Source organism: Gordonia bronchialis DSM 43247, assembly GCF_000024785.1.
In the GTDB taxonomy this organism is placed as follows: domain Bacteria; phylum Actinomycetota; class Actinomycetes; order Mycobacteriales; family Mycobacteriaceae; genus Gordonia; species Gordonia bronchialis.
In genome coordinates, this window is the sequence record NC_013441.1 from 3,956,631 (window position 1) to 3,976,629 (window position 19,999).

Sequence of the window (19,999 nt, forward strand, 5' to 3'; positions counted from 1 at the left end):
ACGGCAGTACCGTGGGGTGATGAGCAACCTCGAGATCAGGCCGTCCGAAGTCGATTGCCGTCCCGGCGCCGCCGCGTCCGACGACGGTCTGCTCGTCGAGGTTCTCACCGCCCGCGACGTCCCGCTGGGCGGGCCGCGCGCGATGACGGTGCACCGCACGTTGCCGCAGCGTCGGCGATCCCTCATCGGCGCCTGGTGTTTTGCCGACCACTACGGGCCCGACGACGTGTCGGTGACCGGCGGGATGGATGTGCCCCCTCATCCGCACACCGGATTACAAACGGTCAGTTGGCTTTTCACCGGTGAGATCGAGCACCGCGACACCATGGGCAATCATGCGATGGTCCGTCCCGGCGAACTCAACTTGATGACGGCGGGCCATGGGATCGCGCACACCGAGGTCTCCACCGCCGACACCACCGTCCTGCACGGCGTCCAGCTGTGGGTGGCCCTGCCCGGCGAAAGCGTGGACACGGCACGCGATTTCGCGCATTACGTACCGGATCCGGTGAGTCAGGACGGGGCGAGTGTCCGGGTATTCCTCGGCGAGCTGCTCGGGTCGTCGTCGCCGGTGCACACGTTCACCCCGTTGCTCGGCGCGGAGCTCATCTGCGAGCCGGGCGCCCGCGTCGACCTTCCGGTGCGATCTGACTTCGAACACGGAATCCTCGTCGACGCCGGGCGTTTCGCCATCGGTGACGAGACCGATGTGGTGGTCGAACCCACCGATATGGGCTATGTGGCGCCGGGAGTGTCGACGCTGCCGCTGACCAACACCTCCGATTCGCCGGGGCGGGTGATCCTCCTCGGCGGCGAACCGTTCGGCGAGGAGATCATCATGTGGTGGAACTTCCTCGGCCGCACCCACGACGACATCGTCCGCTACCGCGACGAGTGGATGACGAGCGGGCCGGGGTTCGAGCGCTTCGGTCAGGTGCAGGGGTATTCCGGTGACATCCAACATCTTCCGGCACCCGAGCTACCGAACACCCGGCTCAAGCCGCGGCACAATCCCCCGGCCACGCGGTAACCGAACCCCGGCTCAGGTTGCCGAATTGCCCAGCAACCGGGCGAAGTTCGCGATACCTGCGGCCTCGACGGCGACCTGCCTGCGGTCGGTCGGAGCCGTGTTCCCGCCGGACTCGGTGGCGTCGTCGGCGACGGCGACCGCCCGCGGGCTCAGCAGGGCCACCAATTCTTCTGCGGCCCGGTCGATCCGGCCGGACAGGGTTGCGGTATCCCCCGACGTTCCGGCCCAGTCCTCGGCAGCCGCGTAGACACCGGTCGGTATCACCACGGTGCGCAGGTAGGAGAACAGCGGTCGCATCGCGTGATCGAGGACCATCGAGTGCCGCGGGCTGCCGCCGGTGGCACCGATCAGGACCGGCTTACCGGCCATCGCGTCGACGTCGACGAGGTCGAAGAACGACTTGAACAGGCCACTGTAGGAGGCGTTGAACACCGGCGACGCCACGATCAGGGCGTCGGCGGATTCGACGGCGGTCACGGCGTCGCGCGCCGCACCGGCGGCGAAACCCGTCGTCATCGACGCGCCGATGTCGACGGCGAGGTCGCGCAGGTCGATGACCTCGACCTCCGCCGCCGATCCCAGGCGGCGCGCCACCGCCTCGGCGATCCGGTCGACCAGCAATCTGGTCGACGACGGATCGCCGAGACCACCGTTGACGGCGACGACCCGCGGGGCACGGGTGGTCATGCGTCCACCTCCTCGGTGACGGCTTCGGTGCCGGCCTGGGCGCCGCCGGTGACGGCAGCATCCCGAGCGGCCACCAGCGACGCATGCGTCGGGGCATCGGGGACGTGGGCGGGGCGGCCCTCGTCGAAGCCGGCCCGCAGGTCCGGCAAGACCTCACCGAGCAGATCGAGCTGCTCGAGCACGATCTTCAGCGGCAGCCCCGCGTGATCGACCAGGAATAGCTGGCGTTGGTAGTCGCCGAAGCTCTCCCGGAAGGTCAGCGTCTTGTCCAGGAACTCCTGCGGGCTGCCGACGGTCAGCGGGGTCTGGTCCGTGAAGTCCTCGAGGGACGGGCCGTGTCCGTAGACCGGCGCATTGTCGAAGTAGGGCCGGAACTCGTTGATCGCGTCCTGCGAGTTGCGGCGCATGAAGAACTGTCCGCCGAGCCCCACGATCGCCTGATCCGCCTGACCGTGGCCGTAGTGCTCGTAACGCTCGCGGTAGAAGCCGATGAGGCGCTGGAAATGCTCCTTGGGCCAGAAGATGTTGTTGGCAAAGAAGCCGTCGCCGTAGTAGGCGGCCTGCTCAGCGATCTCGGGGCTGCGGATGGAACCGTGCCAGACGAACGGCGCGACACCGTCGAGGGGCCGCGGCGTCGAGGTGAATGAGGTCAGCGGCGTACGGAACTGCCCCTTCCAGTCCACCACGTCCTCGGTCCAGAGCCGGTGCAGCAGATGATAGTTCTCGATGGCCAGCGGGATGCCCTGCCGGATGTCCTGACCGAACCACGGGTACACCGGGCCGGTGTTGCCGCGTCCGAGCATCAGGTCGACGCGGCCGTCGGCGAGGTGCTGCAGCATCGCGAAGTCCTCGGCGATCTTCACCGGGTCGTTGGTGGTGATCAGCGTGGTCGCGGTGCTCAACTGCAATGTCGAGGTCTGTGCAGCGATGTAGCCCAGCGTCGTCGTCGGCGACGACGAGAAGAACGGTCGGTTGTGGTGCTCGCCGATGGCGAAGACGTCGAGTCCGATGTCCTCTGCCTTCTTGGCGATCGCGACGATGGCCTTGATCCGCTCGTACTCGGTCGGCTCGATGCCGGTCGTCGGGTCGATGGTGATGTCACTGACACTGAACAGTCCGAACTGCATGTCGGCCTCCTGGTCTTGTTGGTCTCACTCCACTTAACCGGACCATGGTCCGCTTAATTCCCCGGGTTGATCCATGCGCCGCAACGGGTGGGTTAGTGTTGGCTTACCCGATCAAGAGGAGTCGCCCAATGAAGCTTCGCAAATCCATCGGCGCCGCAGCACTCGCTGCAGCAGCCCTGTTCGTCGTCGCCGGTTGCTCGGAAGAGAGCACCGAGAACGCCAAGAACGCCGCCAGCAGTGCGGTCGAGAACGCGGGCAGCAAGGTCACCAGCGCTGCGCAGTCGATCAGCAGCAAGGTCGCCCAGGAGGTGGCCGGCCTCAGCAAGTCCGACGCCCAGGGCATCCTGGACAAGGCGACCAACCCCGACACCTCCGACGCCGACCTCGAGAAGGTCGTCGACACCAGCAATCCTGCCACCAAGACCACACTGAAGGCCTTCGCGACCGCCGCCAAGGGCGCCGGATACACCTTCACCGTCAACGAGGTGTCCGCGGACGGCACCGACAAGGCGAACGTGAAGATCGCCGTGAAGAGCCCGCACATCCCCATGCCCGACGGCGCGCCGATGACCCTCGGCTACGTCAAGGTCGGCGGCGACTGGAAACTCAGCGCCGCAGCGGTGGATGCACTCGCTGCCCAGGGCAGCCAGCACGGCGGTCACTGACCCGGTACGGATAGAAGCGAGGCCCGAGATCGCTCTCGGGCCTCGCTTCTTGCCTTTGTCCGGATGGGGTCAGCCGACAGCGCGGAGATGTCCGCGACCCTCGTCGCCCCGGGGGATATCTCGTCCGAGCCAGCCGAGGATCTCACCCATCGCGCCGGCCACGGCGTCGGGGGAACCCAGGTTGCCGACATTGGGCAGACAATGCAGCACCGACGCCGGCAGCGCCGCCTCGGCGTTGATCGAATGCTTGGAGGCGACCTGCTCATATCGCTCGAAGGCGGTGGCCAGGGCGCCGTAGGTGGTCGCTTGACCGCTGTGACGCACCGCGGTCAGGCTCGGCGTGAGCTCAGCCTTGGCGAACACGTTGTCGATGATGGAGCGTGTTCGCTGCTGCTCCCAGGAGTACTCCGAGTTGTTCATAGCTTCCTCGCCCCGGACTCCCCCTGAGCCGGTTGGATCACAGTCTGTCATTCGGTATGAGGACTTGACTTCGATCTCCTCATAATTGTCGCGCAGATCACAGCAGATTTCGAGCTGACCCGCAGGCTCTTATGCTACGGGCGTGCTATGCGTGACGAAAGAGGCCAGTGTGGCAGATGTGAATCGGCAATCGGTTTGACGCTCCACGGTGATCCTCGCGATACCCACTCAACGGGTCACCCCTGATCTGGGTTCCCGCCGGCCTTATCCGCCTCCATCGCCTCGATGAGACTCTTGGGCCGAAGATCCGTCCAGTTCTGCTCGACGTACTCCAGGCAGGCCGCCCGCGAGTCCTCGCCGAACACCTTGGTCCAGCCGGCCGGGATATCGGCGAAGGTCGGCCAGAGGGAATGCTGATTCTCGTCGTTGACGAGGACGTAGAAGCGACCGTTTTCGTCGTCGAAGGGGTTGGTCATGGTTAGTGTCTCCTTACTTTCTTTCCATACGTTAGTGGTTTCGAATCAATCCTGGTTCGTGGGTTGGGTCACCCCGCCCTCGAGTGCCGCTTCGATCTGTGGTCCGATCGTGCGCAAGGAAGCCTCGTCGGTCATACCGAGATGATGCGTGTCGACGTCGACGTTGATCACCTGTCCGCTGACAAGCGGCCGCCAACCATCGGCGATCACCGACGGATCGACCTTGCCGCGAATTGCGGTGAACACTTGCACGGCACCGTTGAACACGCCGGGCACGAACCCCTGCGCGATGTCGGGCGCCGCGTCGAAGCTCTCCATGATGCGGTCCACGACGTCCTCATCGAGCAGACCCATCCCGGCGATCTGTTCCCGGATGATCGCGGCCACCTCTTCCTCGGTATCCGCATGTACCGTCGCGTCGAGGTCGAAGAGTTCACGCCAGCCGCCGAGAACATCGGAAGCATTCTCCTCGGCCGCCCCGTCCCTGCGCAGTTCGGCTTCGGTGTCGACACCTTGCGGGGTCGAGTCCATGATCCCCAGGTAGGCGACCTGCTCGCCCGCCGCCTGCAGACGCGTGGCCATCGCATGGGCGATGACTCCGCCGACCGACCACCCGAGCAGGTGGTACGGACCGTTCGGCTGCACCCGACGAATCTCGTCGACGTAGCGGACGGCGAGGTCGTCGGCGTCGGTCAGAGCCGGCTCGCCATTCACCACGTGCGGATCCTGTAACCCGAACAGAGGACGGTCCACGATGAAGGGTGCCAGTCCGCCGTAGAACCAGGCGAGGCCGCCGGCCGGATGCACGCAGAACAGCGGGGGGTGTGCACCGTCCCGGCGAAGCGTGATGAGCACGTCGTCGCCGGCTCCGCCGCCCGCGTCGATCCGGGCCGCGAGGTCGCGCACCGTCGGATCGCTGAAGATCCATCGCAGTTCGAACGGGAGGCCGGCGTCGCGAACGCCCGCCATGACACGGGTTGCGCTGAGCGAGTTTCCACCGAGATCGAAGAAGGATTCGGTCACGCTGACCCTCTCGAGCCCGAGGACGGAGCCGATCGTCTTCGCGACGATCTGTTCGGTCTCGGTCTCGGGAGCAACGAAGCGGGTGCGGACGATCTCGGTGTCGGGGACCGGCAGCGCCTTTCGATCCAGCTTGCCCGACGACCCGAATGCGAATTCCTCGACAACCATCCAGACGGTCGGGCGCATGTACTCCGGAAGTGTGTCGGCCACGAATCGTCGCACCGCCGCCAGATCCACCATGTCACCGGTACCGGACACGTATCCGACGAGCTGATCGCCTGTCGCGGTGGGCATCACGGCTGCGGCCGCATGTACCACCCCCGGCGCCGCGGACAGCGCCGCCTCCACCTCGCCCAGTTCCAGTCGCTGACCCCGGATCTTCACCTGGAAGTCGGTGCGACCCAGGTATTCCAGCTCACCTTCCCGATTCCATCGAACGAGATCCCCAGTGCGATAGAGGCGTTCACCCGGCGCGCCGAATGGGTCTGCGACGAATCGATCGGCGGTGAGGTCGCCCCGGGCCGCGTAACCGCGCGCCAGTTGGACGCCACCGAGATACAGCTCGCCGGGCACGCCGACGGGTACCGGTTGCAGCCACGGGTCGAGCACCAGGGTGGACGTATTCCATATGGGGCGCCCGATCGGAACGGTGGGTTCGCCCGAGACCACCTCGTGGTAGGTCACGTCCACGGCCGCCTCGGTGGGACCGTAGAGATTGTGCATCCGAGCCGACGCCAACCGGTCGATCGCCTCGTGGGCCGATCCGGCGGGCAGCGCCTCGCCGGAGGCGAAGACGTGACGCAGCGATCCGAGGTCGTCGGTGGCCGTCCGGCCCACCATGTCCATGAACAACGCGAGCATGGACGGCACGAAGTGGACGACCGACACCCTCTGTGCACGAATGAGTTCGGCGAGGTACAGCGGATCGCGATGACCTCCCGGGGAGGTGATCGCCAACCGCGCACCGACCATCAACGGCCAGAACAACTCCCATACCGACACGTCGAAGGTGGTCGGAGTCTTCTGCAGCACGACGTCCTCGAGATCGAGCGGGTAGGCCGCCTGCATCCACCGCAGTCGGTTCAGTACCGCGCGATGGCAGACCGTCACCCCTTTGGGTCGCCCGGTCGAGCCGGACGTGAACAGGGTGTAGGCGGCGTGGTCCGGGGTGAGGGGTGTGTTGCGATCCGTATCGGTCACTCGCGACGCCCCCGACCATTCGAGCCCCGATGATTCGAGCCCCGACTCGTCGACAACCATGACGGGTATTGCCATCTGCTCCGCGACCTGGGCTGCCCCGACGCGCGCCGATTGCGTATTCACCAGCACGACAGCCGGAGCAGCGATCTGCAGCATGTAATGCGCACGCTCGTCTGGGGTTTCGGTGTCGATCGGTACGTACTGTCCGCCCGCTGTGATGACCGCATGGATCGCGACCATCATGTCGATCGAACGGTCGATGCAGATCGCGACCGGGACATCGGGGCCGACGCCCATCGAGATCAAGGTGCGCGCATAGTGATTCACGCTACGGGAGAACTCGGCGTACGACCGCACCTGCCCGGCACAGGAGATCGCCACCGCTTCTGGGTGGGTATCGGCGCACGCCGAGAGTGCGTCCGCGAGAGTCTCGTGCGGGTCGAGATCGACATCCACGCCGACCGAGGCCGCCAGGACCTCGGTGCGTTCGGATGCCGATATCAGGCGAGTTGCTCCGACGGGCCCGTCAGGTGACGCCGACAACGTGTCGAGCAGCCCGAGGAAACGCGATACGAAACCCAACACGGTTGGTTCGTCGAACAGGTCGATCGCATAGACGAGCGATCCGTGCCAGGTCGCACCCGCCTCCGTCGCGTCGATGATGACGTTGACGTCCAGCTGCGCCGGCGGCTCCTCCACCCCGACCGGAGTGATCGTGAGTCCGGCTACCGGCTCGGGTTGCGCTGTCTGGTCGCGCTGGCCGAATCCGAACATCACCTGCGCAAGCGGTGAAAATGCCTCTGATCGAATAGGGTCGACACGTTCGACGATCACCTCGAAGGGGACGTCCGCGTGGGCGAAGGCCTCGATGTCACCGCGGCGCGTCTCCTCGACGAGTTGCCGGAAGGACATCGCCCCGTCGACCCGGGAACGCAGCACGAGGGTGTTGACGAACATCCCGACCAACGGTTCGAGCTCCGGTCGGCCCCGGCCCGCCACCGGGGTGGCGATCGCGATGTCATCTGTTGCCGACGACCTGGCCAACAGCACCGACAACGCCGACTGCACGACCATGAACGGGGTCGCCCCGAGATCTCGGGCGAGATCGACTATTCGCGCGGTGACCTCTGCCGGGATCTCGAAGTCCACCGCCGCACCACGGTGACTGGCAACCGGCGGCCGGGGGCGGTCAGCGGGCAGTTCCAGCACGTCCGGCAGCCCGGCCAGACGGTCGGTCCAGTAGGTGATCTGTTGCCCCGCAGCCGAAGTCGGATCGTCGAGATCACCGAGCACACTGCGCTGCCAGAGCGCGTAATCGACCACCTGGACATCCAGGGGCACGAGATCGGGTTCGGCTCCGGATCGACGCGCGCCATACGCTGCCACCACGTCGGTGACGAGCGGGCTCAGCGATTCACCGTCGACGGCGATGTGGTGTGCCACAACAGCGAACACCGCGGTGTCCGCATCGATCCGGTACAGGCGGAATCGGATCGGCCATTGCCGTGTGACGTCGAATCCCTGGCTTGCGGCACGCTCGACGTCGGTCCGCGTATCCACTGTGGCCCAGTCCATCCGGTCGGCGACCTCGCTCGCGGCGGATACTGCCTGATAGGGAACGCCGCCGGGCGCGGGGAATGTGGTCCGGAGCACTTCGTGGCGCCGCACCACATCCTCGGCGGCCGCACGCAGCGCGTCTGAGTCGAGATCGCCGCTCAACCGCAGGACGGCGGGAACGTTGTACGTCGACGCTTCCGGCTCGAGCTGGTTGATGAACCACATTCGTTGTTGCGCAAAGGACAGCGGCGGATGCTCCGGTCGCGGCGTCACGGCGACCACCGGCGGCAACCCACCGCTACCGATGTCCACCGCCGAGGTCAGTGCGCGTACCGACGGCGACGCGAAGACGTCCCGCACGGATACGTCGGCGTGCAATTCGTCGGAGACGCGTGCCGCCAGTCGGGTGGCGGACAACGAGTTGCCGCCAAGGTCGAAGAAGCTGTCGACCACAGAGACCCGGTCGAGTCCCAGCACCTCGGCGAAGACAGCGGCGACCGCGATCTCGGCCCCACCGACGGCCTCGACGTGGTCGGCAGACTCGATCTCCGGTGCGGGCAAGGCATTCTTGTCGACCTTGCCGACCGGGGTCAGCGGCAGTGTGTCCAGTACCGTGATCGACGACGGAACCATATGCGACGGAAGGCTTTCCGCGAGGAAGCTCCGGAGCTCACCCGGGTCGGTCCCGGCGGGGGCCGCCACATAGCCCGCGAGAGCGGTGGCGACGGATCCGCCGATGCCGACGACAACGGCGGAACTCACCTCGGGGTGAGCCGCGAGCGCGGACTCGATCTCGCCGAGTTCGATGCGCAGACCACGCAACTTGATCTGATCGTCAGTTCTGCCCGTGTACTCGACGACGGTGTCCCCCGCGTTGTCGCGAACCCACCGCACCACGTCACCGGTGCGGTACATCCGCTCACCCGGCGCGCCGTGCGGGTTGGCGACAAACCGCTCCGCGGTCAGCGCCGGACGGTCCAGGTAGCCGCGGGAGAGCGCGCGGCGCGTGACATACAGCTCGCCGGGGATGCCGACCGGTACCGGTCGCAGTCGCCGGTCGAGAACGAGCAGGCCGACACCGGCCAGCGGGCCGCCCAGCGTCACCGGCTCACCGGCCCCCATCGGCGCACCGATGGTCACACCGATCGTGGTCTCGGTGGGGCCGTAGAGGTTCTGCAGCCGACGTCCGGCGGACACCCACCGGTCCTTGAGCGGGCCGGGCACGGCTTCGCCGCCGGCATAGATGACGGCCATACCGGGAACCGCGGCCGGATCCATGGTGGCCAGCACGCTCGGCGTGAGGAAGGTGTGCGTCACCCCGTGCTCAGAGATGAAGCGTTCCAGGGCTTCTCCGCCCACCACGTCGGACGGCCGGTACACGATCCGCCCGCCGGACACGGTCGCGAGCAGGTACTCCAGGACGGAGGCGTCGAAGCTCGGTGATGCGAAGCCGAGAACTCGAGCGTACTCGTCCGCGCCGGACCGGGCGATCTCCTCGGTCGCGAAGTTGAGCAACCCGTTGTGGGTCACGGCGACGCCCTTCGGGCGACCGGTCGACCCGGAGGTGTAGATGACGTACGCCAGGTTGTCCGGGTGTACCGGTGCCCGTCGTTCTTCGGACTTCACCGGAGCGTCGGAGAACTCGGATACCTCGCCCGCGAGGATGTCGTGCAGATCGAGCCAGGAGATGTCGGCCGCGGCCTCACCCCGTCCGGTCAATCCCCCACTCGTCAGCCCGAGATCGGCGTGGGAATCCGCCACCATCATGGCGACGCGATCGGCAGGATAGGTGGGGTCGATCGGTACGTACGCTCCGCCCGTTTTCGCGACCGCCCAGATCGCGGTCAACAACTCAACCGATCGTTCGATCGCCAGTGCGACCTTGGATTCGGGTCCCACACCTGCGTCGATGAGGAAGCGCGCCAACTGATTCGACTGTGATTCCAGCTCCGCGTAGGTCCAGTCACCGGACTCGTCGACCACGGCGATGTTGTCGGCGAATCGCCCTGCCGCGTGTGTGAAGATGTCGGCCAGGACCTCGGGTTCGGTGCCCGGGCCCCCGGTGGCGGGCACCAGCGGGCTCAGGTCCGACAGTCGCGCCAACGGAAGGTCGGCCGTGGCGGTCTGCGGCGCGGTGACGCTCGCACGGATGATCTGCTCCAATGCCCCGGCGAATACGTGGACCTGCTGTTCGTCGAAGGCACCGCTCAGATACTTCAGAGTCAGTTTGAGCTCATCGCCATGTGGTGCACCGGCGAGCACGAGTGGATAGTGCGTGGCGTCGAATGCCTCCGCGTCCAGCACGCGAAGTCCGCCGGACGCGTCGGTGCCCGATCCCCCGGTGCCCGATCCCCCGGTACTCGAACCTGTTGCGCCCGAACCCGTTGCGCCCGAGCCCGTGGTGTCGATCTGGGACAAGGATTTGGTGTCCACCGGATACGACTCGTAGACCGTCAGCGTGTCGAACAGGATCTGTTGCCCGGTCAGCGCGGAGAGTTCGGCGAGTCCGAGGTGCTGATGATCCAGGGTCGCGACCTTGTCCTCGCGCATCGCGTCCAAGACGTCGTCGACCGACGCGTGTGGGTCGACGTCGACGACGGTCGGCACTGTGTTGATGAACAGCCCCACCATGGTCTCGATCCCGTCGAGTCCGGCCGGGCGACCCGACACCGTCTCCCCGAAGACAACGGTTCGATTGGTCGTCAGCCGCGACAGCAGCACCGCCCAGGCGAACTGCAGCACCGTGGCGCGGGTGATGTCCCGTGCTCGAGCGAATTCGTCGATCTCGCCGGTCAATTCGGCCGACAGGTGCAGGACGTGATCGGCGGGCAGACTGTCGCCGCCCACGTGCGATCCGCGGGCGACGAGGGTCGGTTCACCGATCGGCTCGAGCACTCGCGTCCAGGCCGCAACACCTGCCGCGGGATCGGTGTCGGCGATCCACCGCAGGTATGTGCTGAAGTCGGGAGCGCCGGCCTGCCTGCCGAACGGCGATCCGGTGGCGTAGAGCGCCAGCAGATCGGCCAGGACGAGTGGTCCCGACCAGCCGTCGAGCAGGATGTGATGGTTGGTGATGATCAGGCTGGCGGTGTCGCCATGCCGGATGAAGGTGAACCGAACCAACGGGGGCCTGGCCAGGTCGAAGGGCGTCAATCGTTCCTCGCGTGCGATCCACGCCACCCGCGAGGAGTCGTCTGCATCGAGTTCGATTGTCCGCCAAGGCACCTCGACCGAGGGTGGAATCACCGCGACCACCGAGCCGCCGGCGGTGCGGACATATCCGGTCCGCAGGACACGGTGTGTGTCGAGCAGGGCGGCCGCCGCCGCCCGCAGTCGTTCGACGTCGATTCCGGCGTCGAGGGTCAGCACTGCCTGCGTGAGATAGGCATCCACGTTCTCCGCGGACGCGTCTGTACCTGCGCCGCAGAGAGCTCGGCTCGCCTCGACGTAGAGGCCCTGTTGTAGCGGGGTCAGGCTCCAGACGTCGGCACCGGGGTACACCGAGGCCAGGCGGTCGAGGTCATCCTGGCTCACCACCACGCCCGGCACGTCGGCGGGGCTGAGTCCCGGATCGCCACCGCGCACCACGAATTCGACGATCGACCGTAGTTCGCGCTGCCACTCAACGGCGATCTCGGTGACCTCATCTTCGGTCAATACCCCGGGCGCGTAGGCGAAGTCCGCCACCATGACGCGACCGCCGTCGGCGCCGGGAGTGGCACTGGCGTTAATGCTCAACGCGTTCGGCGCCACTTGGGCACCACGCACCGTGCCGGGCAGGGCCGGCGGGTCTTCGGCGGGTAGCAGTACCCCACCGAGCCCCTCACCCAGGGACTCGTCCGGCCGCGCGGTCCCGCCGATACTGCCGAAATAGTTGAAGCCGATGTCAGGTAGCGACGGGGTCCGTAGCGCAGTCCCGGTCTGATAGCGCAGCACGCCGAACCCGATTCCCCGATCCGGCAGGCCGAGTAGCTCCTCCTTGGCCGCCTTGACGGCCGCGACCGTACCTCCCTCGGGTTCGATGAGTACCGGTGCGACAGTGGTGAACCAACCGACGGTGCGCGACAGATCCGCGATCCGTCGAGACACCTTTCGGACCGCGTCCTCCTCTCGGCCATGTCCTTCGAGCAGGATCGCCACCGGGCCGGTGGCCCGCACGCTGTGGTAGCGCTGCCACGTCCGCACCGCGCGCGCCAACGCAGCCAGCAGCGCGTCCTGCACACTTCCGCCGAAGGCCTCGGGAACCACGGTCAGCAGCGATGTCGACGTCGCCTCGTCGATGCGCAACTGCACCGATCGCATGGTGTGCAGGCGATCACGTTGCCGGTCGATGGTTCGGGGGAATGCCGGCTGCTGCCCGAGTCGTCGGAGCCAGAAGTCCAGTTCCGGGGTTCGGGCCTCGGCCTGCTCGGCCAGCGCCGCCGCCCAGCGCCGCATTGAGGTTCCCTCGGACCGCAGGGTGATCGCTTCGCCTGCTTGCAGCTGAGCCCACGCGACCGCGATGTCCTCGATGAGGATCTGCCACGACACTGCGTCGACGGACACATGGTGCACGGCGAGCACGACGCGGCCATCTCCGCCGGACGCATCGCGTATGACGACGGCCCGCAGCACCTGTCCGGTCGACGGGTCCAGTCCGGCGAGCGCTCGCCGATGCGCTTCACGTACCGCGTCTTCCGACCCCGGCGTGTCGCTGGTGACCTCCTCGACGGCGATGTCGGGATCAAAGGGTTCACCCGCGTACAACGACGGTGCCCCGGCACCGGTATCGAGGCGCGCACTCAACATCGGGTGGATGTTCACGACGGCCGTGAGGGTCCCGCGAACCTCGGCCGCCCCGGTGCCCGCCGGCAATCGCAGCACCAGCGACTGGGAGAAGTCGGCGTAATCGTCCGGCGTATCGGCATGTTCGAGCATCCAGCCGACGATCGGAGTGACCGCGACCTCGCCGGTCGGGCCACCGGCAAGTTCCTCGAGCTGCAGCACATCGACGTCGCCACCACTGGTTGCTGCCCGTGCCATCGACCGAATGGTCTTGTGCTCGAATATCTCTCGTGGCGTCAGGGTCAGTCCCGCAGCTTTTGCCGACGACGCGAGCTGGATCGACATGATCGAGTCACCGCCCAGTGCGAAGAACGACTCGGTCACACTCACCTGCGGACGGCCCAGCAGCGAGGCGACGATGGCGGCCAGCTGCTGCTCTGCCTCGGACTCGGGCGCGACGTGGTCGGCGCTCACCTGCGCCGTGGGCAGCGGGAGTGCGCGACGGTCCAGCTTACCGGCCGGCGTCAGCGGTACGGCGTCGATGACGATCAGCCGCGAAGGAACCATGTGTGCGGCAAGCCGTTCCGCCGCGGCGCGCTCCACGGCGGCCACATCGACATCACCGGTGGCCACGAGATACCCGATCAGGCGGGTACGTCCGCTGTCATCGTCGGTGACGCCGATCGTCACTGCCTGACGAATGCCCGGCTGATCGCGCAGAACGGACTCGATCTCGCCCAGTTCGACGCGCTGGCCGTTGATCTTGACCTGGTCATCGGAGCGGCCGGCGAATTCGAGATCACCGGATGCGGTGACACGAACCAGATCCCCGGTGGCATACATGCGACTGCCCGGCTGCCCGTGGGGATCGGCCACGAATCGGGCCGCGGTGAGGCCGGGCCTGCCCAGATAGCCCCGCGCCAGTCCCGGTGCCGCCAGGTACAGTTCGCCGACGACCCCCTGCGGCACCGGGTGCAGACGCTGATTGAGGACGTACGCGGTGAATCCGCCGATCGCCTTGCCGATGGTGACCGGCTTGTCCGGCAACATGCGCGCACGGGTCGCCCACACCGTCGTCTCCGACGGCCCGTAGAAGTTGAACAGTCGCCGTCCGCGTGCGTGCCAGCGCGAGACGAGTTCGGGCGGGCAGGCCTCCCCCGCCGTCGCCAGGTTGCGGATCGTGTCTCCGTGCACGGGATCGACGGTGGCCAGCACCGACGGGGTGATGACGAGGTCGGTCACCTCGCCGTCGGCGAGAACGGTGCCCAACGCCTCGCCCGCGTAGGCGGCGTGCGGTGCGATCACCAGCGTGTGTCCGGCCGCGACCGCCCAGATCATCTCGAAGAACGCGGCATCGAAACTCGGCGATGCGACGTGCAGGATGCGCGTATCCGGGTCGTCATCTCGCGAGCGCGTCACATTGGCGTGCGCGGCAACCAGATCCGCGATTCCGGTGTTGCTCACGCCGACCGCCTTGGGACGTCCGGTGGACCCGGAGGTGTAGATCAGGTAGGCGAGACTCTCGAGGCGGACCGAGCCGTTACGTTCATCGTCGCCGACGGGTTCGCCGGACACCGCGGGCGATTCGAGTGCGGCGAGTTCGAGCCACTCGCCGCGCGGTCCGCTGTCCGATCCGCCGAACTGCGCGGCCCAAGAATCGGTGTCTCGGAACGCTTCTCCCGCGATACCCCACTGCACCGCGGAGTCATCGAGCATGTACGCGATGCGATCGCGCGGATAGGCGGGGTCGATGGGCAGATAGGCGGCACCTGATTTGATGATGCCCCAGACGGCGACCACCGAGTCGACGGATCGTTCCAGGGCAACGGCGATGACATCGTCGGGCGACGCCCCACGCGCCAGTAGCGACCTGGCCACGCGATTGGTGCGCTCCTCGAACTGCTCGTAGCTCACCTGCTCCGAGCCGCAGATCAGAGCCGGATGCGTCGGGTCGAGATCACGTGCGGCCAGGATCGCGACGAGTGTGCCGGCCTCTGGAGCGACCCCGGCTGCCGGGCGACGAGGGCCGGCCGCCGGTGCCGGCACCCCGGCCGGCTCGGGTGTACCCGGTTCGAGGACGGCCTCCTCGAGCGCGATGTCCCCGATGGCTACCGACACGTCGTCGAACATCGCCGTCAGCACACGTCGATGTACCTGCGCCAGGCGCGCAACGGTCGGCTCGTCGAACAGCGCTGTGGCATAGACATATTGCGCGCGGGTCGGCTCGCCGGGTACACCTTCGGAGATTCCCAGGGTGAGATCCACTTTCGCTTCCACGTCGCCGGAAGCCGTGTCCGACACGGTGATCCCGGCGGTATCGGCGGCGGGAGCCGCGGCGGTACTCGCGAAATGTGTCAGAGCGATCTGGAACAGCGGCGCATGTGACAGCGACCGTTCCGGTGCGAGCACCTCCACCAACTGTTCGAACAGGACATCGGCGTGGGCGAAGGCTTCCAGATCGGTCGCACGGACCGCACCGATCACATCGGCAATCGTCATCCCCGACTCCACGCGTGTCCGCAGGACCAGGGTGTTGACGAACATGCCGATGAGGTCGTGGAGCGCGGAGTCGCTGCGGCCCGCAATCGGGGTCCCGATGACGACATCATCTGTCGCGGCCAGCGCCGCAACCGTGATCGCGAGCGAGGCGTGCCAGATCATGAAAGTGGTGACCCCGAGTTCCGCGGCCAGCTCGCGAAGGCGGTCCGCGTCCTGGGCGGAGTAGGTGACTTCCAGTGTGGCACCGGAAGTTTCCAGCGTCGCCGGACGAGGGCGATCCATCGGAAGGTCGGTGACGGCCGGGATACCGGCCAGCGTTCGGGTCCAATGGGTCAGCTGCCGGGACATCTCCGAGCCGGGGTCGTCGCTGTCGCCGAGCACCTCTCGTTGCCAAAGGGCGTAGTCGGCGTACTGCACAGCCGGCGGCTCCACCGATGGTGCGGTGGGGTCGGTGCGTCGAACGTATGCCGCTAGGACATCCCGCACGAACACCTTGCCCGATTCGCCGTCGAACGCGATGTGGTGGATGGTGGCCAGCACCTCGGTCGCCTGGTCGCCGGCCCGCCACACCCGCACGCGCAGCGGTAGCTGTTCGGTCACGTCGAAACCGCGTGCCGTACTGACTGCCAGTTCCCTCTGGTCGTCGGACACTGCCCAGTCGAGCATCTGGACGGCAGCATCGAGCGGCAGGATGTGCTGATAGGGCTTACCGTCGTGGGACGGGTAGATGGTGCGTAGCACCTCGTGACGCTCGATGACATCGGTGAGTGCCGCGAACAGGACATCGAGGTCGACATCCCCTGGGAGCCGCAATGGCAGGGGAATGTTGTAGAGCGCCGAACGGGTGTCGAACTGGTTGATGAACCACATCCGCTGCTGAGCCGCCGACAACGGCACATGCACAGGCCGCACCATCGGCCGCAACCGCGCCACCTCGCGGCCACCCACAACCAGACGATCAGACAACTCGCGCACCGACGGCGCCTCGAACAACTCCCGCACACCCACCGCCGCGTCGAACTCGTCGGCCACTCGCGCCGCCAACCGCATCGCCGACAGCGAATTACCACCGAGATCGAAGAAGCTCGCCGTGACACTCACCTGCTCGACGCCGAGCACCTCGGCGAACACGTCGGCAACCCGCCGCTCGAGATCAGTTGCCGGGGCAACCACATCATCGACACCGAACTCCGGAACGGGCAACGCCTTACGGTCGAGCTTGCCTGCGCTGTTGAGGGTGACGTCGTCGAAGGCCACCCACGTCGTCGGGACCATGTACACGGGCAACGTGTGAGCGGCCGCGGCCTGGACGGCCTCGAGATTCACCGACGACGGCGAGATGTAGCCCACCAACTGCTGCCCACCACCAGGCGCCTCCACCACCGTCGCCGCCGCGTGCACCACACCCGGCGCCGCCGCCAGCACCGCCTCGATCTCACCGAGCTCGATCCGCTGACCACGAAGTTTCACCTGGAAGTCGGTGCGGCCCAGATACTCCAGCACTCCATCTGCCCGTCGCCGGACCAGATCACCGGTTCGATACAGCCTCTCGCCGGACCCGAACGAGTCGGCCACAAACCGTTCCGCCGTCAGATCCGGACGCGCCGCATACCCGCGCGCCAACTGCACCCCACCCAGATACAACTCACCGGCCACACCGACAGGCACCCGATGCAACCGCGCATCCAACACAACTGCACTCGAATTCCACACCGGCACACCAATCGCCACCGACGACGCACCATCGTCGACCTGCTCGATGCGCTCATAGGTGATCTCCACCGCCGCCTCGGTCGGACCATACAGGTTGTAGAACAACGCATCCGGAAGTGCAGCCCGCAACTGCGCGGCAACCGCAGGCGCAAGCGCCTCCCCCGTGGTCGACACGATCCGCACCGACGACAACGATGCCATCCGATCGTGACCGACCACATCGCAGAACACCGACAGCATCGACGGCACGAAATGCACCATCGTGGCGCCGGTCCGCTCGATCTCCTCGGCCACGAACGACGGATCCAGATGACCGCCGTGCGCCAGCACCGTGACGCGCGCACCCACCATCAACGGCGCGAACAACTCCGGCACCGACACGTCAAAGGTGTACGGCGTCTTCAACATCACCGTATCCGTGGCATCGATCGGCAACTCCGACAAACCCCACCACAACCGGTTCAACACCGCCGCATGCGACAACGTCACACCCTTCGGCCGACCCGTCGAACCCGACGTGAACAACGTGTACACCGCATCGTCGGACCGCAGAGGTGCCAACCGTTCCGCACCGGCGAACAGCTCGGCCGCCTCATCGACGGCGCCCGAGCAATCGACCTCGGTGACGGGGATGCCGCGGTCGGTCGCGGCACCCACCACACCGTCGACGAGTGCCGGGTCGGTGACCAGCAGAACCGCGACGTCCGCGGTGTCGAACATGTAGCCTGCCCGCTCCGCGGGAGCCGACACGTCCACCGGCACATACTGGCCACCGGCGGCGACGACGGCATGGATTGCGACCATCAGCTCGACCGAGCGCGGCATCGCCAGTCCCACCGCGACATTCGGACCGACACCGATGGCCACCAGATCGCGTGCGAGCGCGCTGACGCGGGCACCGAATTCGCGGTAGCACACGGAACGTCCGGTGAACTCCAGCGCAGGCGCTTCGGGCGAGGCCGCCACCTGCGCGGCCACCACACCCCAGATGTCGTTGTCCGCAGGCACATCGACGTTCGCGCCCTGCTCACTGTCCTGAATTCTCCGTAGCGCCGACGGCCCGACCAACTCGATGTCACCGACCGGCTGGGCGGGATCGGACACGGTGGCCTCGAGAACCCGGCTCAGGATGCCGACAAAACCTTCGACGGTTTCGGCGTCGAAGGCTGCGGGCAGATACTTCAGGGTCAGCGAGAGTCCGGCTCCCGCCGGAGCGGTGCTCAGGTACAGGGGATAGTGCGTCGCGTCGCGCGCGTCGACTCCCTCGATGGTGATCCCGCCGGCCGGGGTCTGCCCGGAGGCCGTGATCGAGTTCGTGTCGACCGGGTAGGACTCGTGGATCACGAGAGTGTCGAAGAGGTGGTGAATCCCCAGTCCGGCAACGATGTCCGGGAGCCCGATGTGCTGGTGGTCGAGAACCGACACCTTGTCCGCCTGCAGGTGTGTCAGGACCTCCACGATCGGCGACCCCGGGTCGAGCACCACCACCGCCGGGAGCGTGTTGATGAAGAGCCCGACCATCGACTCGGCCCCTTCGAGATCGGCCGGCCGCCCGGCGACCGTCTCACCGAACACCACCGTCCGATTGCCGGTCAGTCTCGCCAGCAGAACCGCCCACGCGAACTGCATGATCGTGGAGACAGTCACCCCATGGGTGCGGGCGATGCGGTGGATGCCTGCTGCCAGCGCGTCGTCGAGGACCACCGAGTGCTCCCGCGGCAACGTGTCCGCGGTCGCCTCCAGGCTGGTGGAGACCAGCGTCGGCCCCTCCAGCGGAGCGAGGACCGCCCGCCAGGCCGCCAACCCGGCCGCCTTGTCGGCTCGCGCCAGGGCGATCACGTGATCACCGAAATCGGTTGTCCCGGAATGCAATGTGCCGGTGTAGGTGGCACCGGTGGTGTAGAGCGCCAAGAGATCGGCGAGGACCAACGGCCCCGACCACCCGTCGAACAGGATGTGATGGTTGGTGAAGATCAGAGCGGCGCCGCCACGGTAGGTGACGATGACCAGACGCAGCAGCGGCGGATCACCTGTGTCGAAGGGAATGATCCGCTGCTCGTCAGCGATCGAGGTGACCCGGGCGGCGATCTCGCTCTCCGGGGCATCCGCGAGCTCCACCACCTCTATCGGTACCGGCACATCGCGGGGCACCACGGACACCACTGCCCCGCTGCCGGTGCGTACGAATCCGGCTCGCAGCGCGCGGTGGCGGCGCAACAGTGAGTCGGCCGATGTCCGCATTCGGTCCACGTCCAGATCACCGCCGAGACGGATGACCGCCTGGGTGACATAGACGTCGACAGCACCCGCGTCGCTGCCGGCGGCGAGTTCGGCCTGGAAGTACAGGCCCGCCTGCAGCGGCGACAGCGGCAGCACGTCGGCACCTGGCCACCGTTCGGCGAGATCGTCGAGATCTGCTTGGGTGACACCGGATCCGGGTACGTCGCTGGGCGAGAGGCCCATCTGCTGTCCGTCGGCGACCGCGGTCGCGAGATCGGTGAGCGCACTCGACCAGTAGCCCACCAGTTCGTCGATGTCGGCAGTTCCGAGAACAGCCTGCGGGAAGGTGAAATCGGCGACAACACGGCGGCGGTCGCCACCCACACCACGCACGTTGACGGTGAGCGGCGCGGCGACCATACCTCCCCGGACCGTGCTGCCCAGGGCCGGTGCGTCCGGGGCTGCCCCGAAGGCGAAGCTGTCACCGGCACCGCCGCCGGCCGTGCCGAGATAGTTGAACACCAGTGCCGGCAGCGGCCGGGCACCGAGTTCACCGTCGCGATAGCGCAGGGCGGCGAACCCGATGCCGTTGTCGGGCATGGTGAGTCGTTCTTCCTT

Annotated in this window: 7 protein-coding genes; 2 read left to right on the top strand and 5 right to left on the bottom strand. The window is 66.9% G+C overall.

The window, feature by feature from the left end:
• Positions 1 to 19: 19 nt before the first annotated feature.
• A complete protein-coding gene (locus tag GBRO_RS18520) occupies positions 20 to 1,030 on the top strand; it encodes a pirin family protein (RefSeq protein WP_012835417.1) in 1,011 nt (336 codons plus the stop codon).
• Between the two features lie 12 nt (positions 1,031 to 1,042).
• Here GBRO_RS18520 and GBRO_RS18525 read toward each other — a convergent pair whose 3' ends face one another.
• Both GBRO_RS18525 and GBRO_RS18530 read right to left on the bottom strand, forming a co-directional pair.
• Positions 1,043 to 1,717, bottom strand: a complete 675-nt coding sequence (locus GBRO_RS18525) for an FMN reductase (protein ID WP_012835418.1) — start codon at positions 1,715 to 1,717, stop codon at positions 1,043 to 1,045.
• Entirely contained in the window at positions 1,714 to 2,844 is a 1,131-nt protein-coding gene (locus tag GBRO_RS18530; protein ID WP_012835419.1) for an LLM class flavin-dependent oxidoreductase, read from the bottom strand. The genes GBRO_RS18525 and GBRO_RS18530 overlap by 4 nt, the downstream gene beginning before the upstream one ends.
• 128 nt (positions 2,845 to 2,972) lie before the next feature.
• Between GBRO_RS18530 and GBRO_RS18535 the strand changes: the two genes are divergently transcribed.
• Positions 2,973 to 3,509 (top strand): Nif11-like leader peptide family natural product precursor, encoded by a 537-nt coding sequence (locus GBRO_RS18535; protein ID WP_012835420.1) that lies wholly within the window; start codon positions 2,973 to 2,975, stop codon positions 3,507 to 3,509.
• Positions 3,510 to 3,578: 69 nt separating this feature from the next.
• Here the strand turns inward: GBRO_RS18535 and GBRO_RS18540 are convergent, their stop codons facing one another.
• From GBRO_RS18540 to GBRO_RS18550, 3 genes are all read right to left on the bottom strand, one after another.
• On the bottom strand, positions 3,579 to 3,929 hold the full coding sequence (locus GBRO_RS18540; RefSeq protein WP_012835421.1) for a hypothetical protein: 351 nt from the start codon (positions 3,927 to 3,929) through the stop codon (positions 3,579 to 3,581).
• Positions 3,930 to 4,165: 236 nt separating this feature from the next.
• The gene (locus GBRO_RS18545; RefSeq protein ID WP_012835422.1) at positions 4,166 to 4,405 is read right to left on the bottom strand and encodes an MbtH family protein; all 240 of its coding nucleotides are present in this window, start codon (positions 4,403 to 4,405) and stop codon (positions 4,166 to 4,168) included.
• Between the two features lie 45 nt (positions 4,406 to 4,450).
• Positions 4,451 to 19,981: an amino acid adenylation domain-containing protein gene (locus GBRO_RS18550; RefSeq protein WP_407636626.1), complete on the bottom strand. Its 15,531-nt coding sequence runs from the start codon at positions 19,979 to 19,981 to the stop codon at positions 4,451 to 4,453.
• Between the last annotated feature and the right edge of the window lie 18 nt (positions 19,982 to 19,999).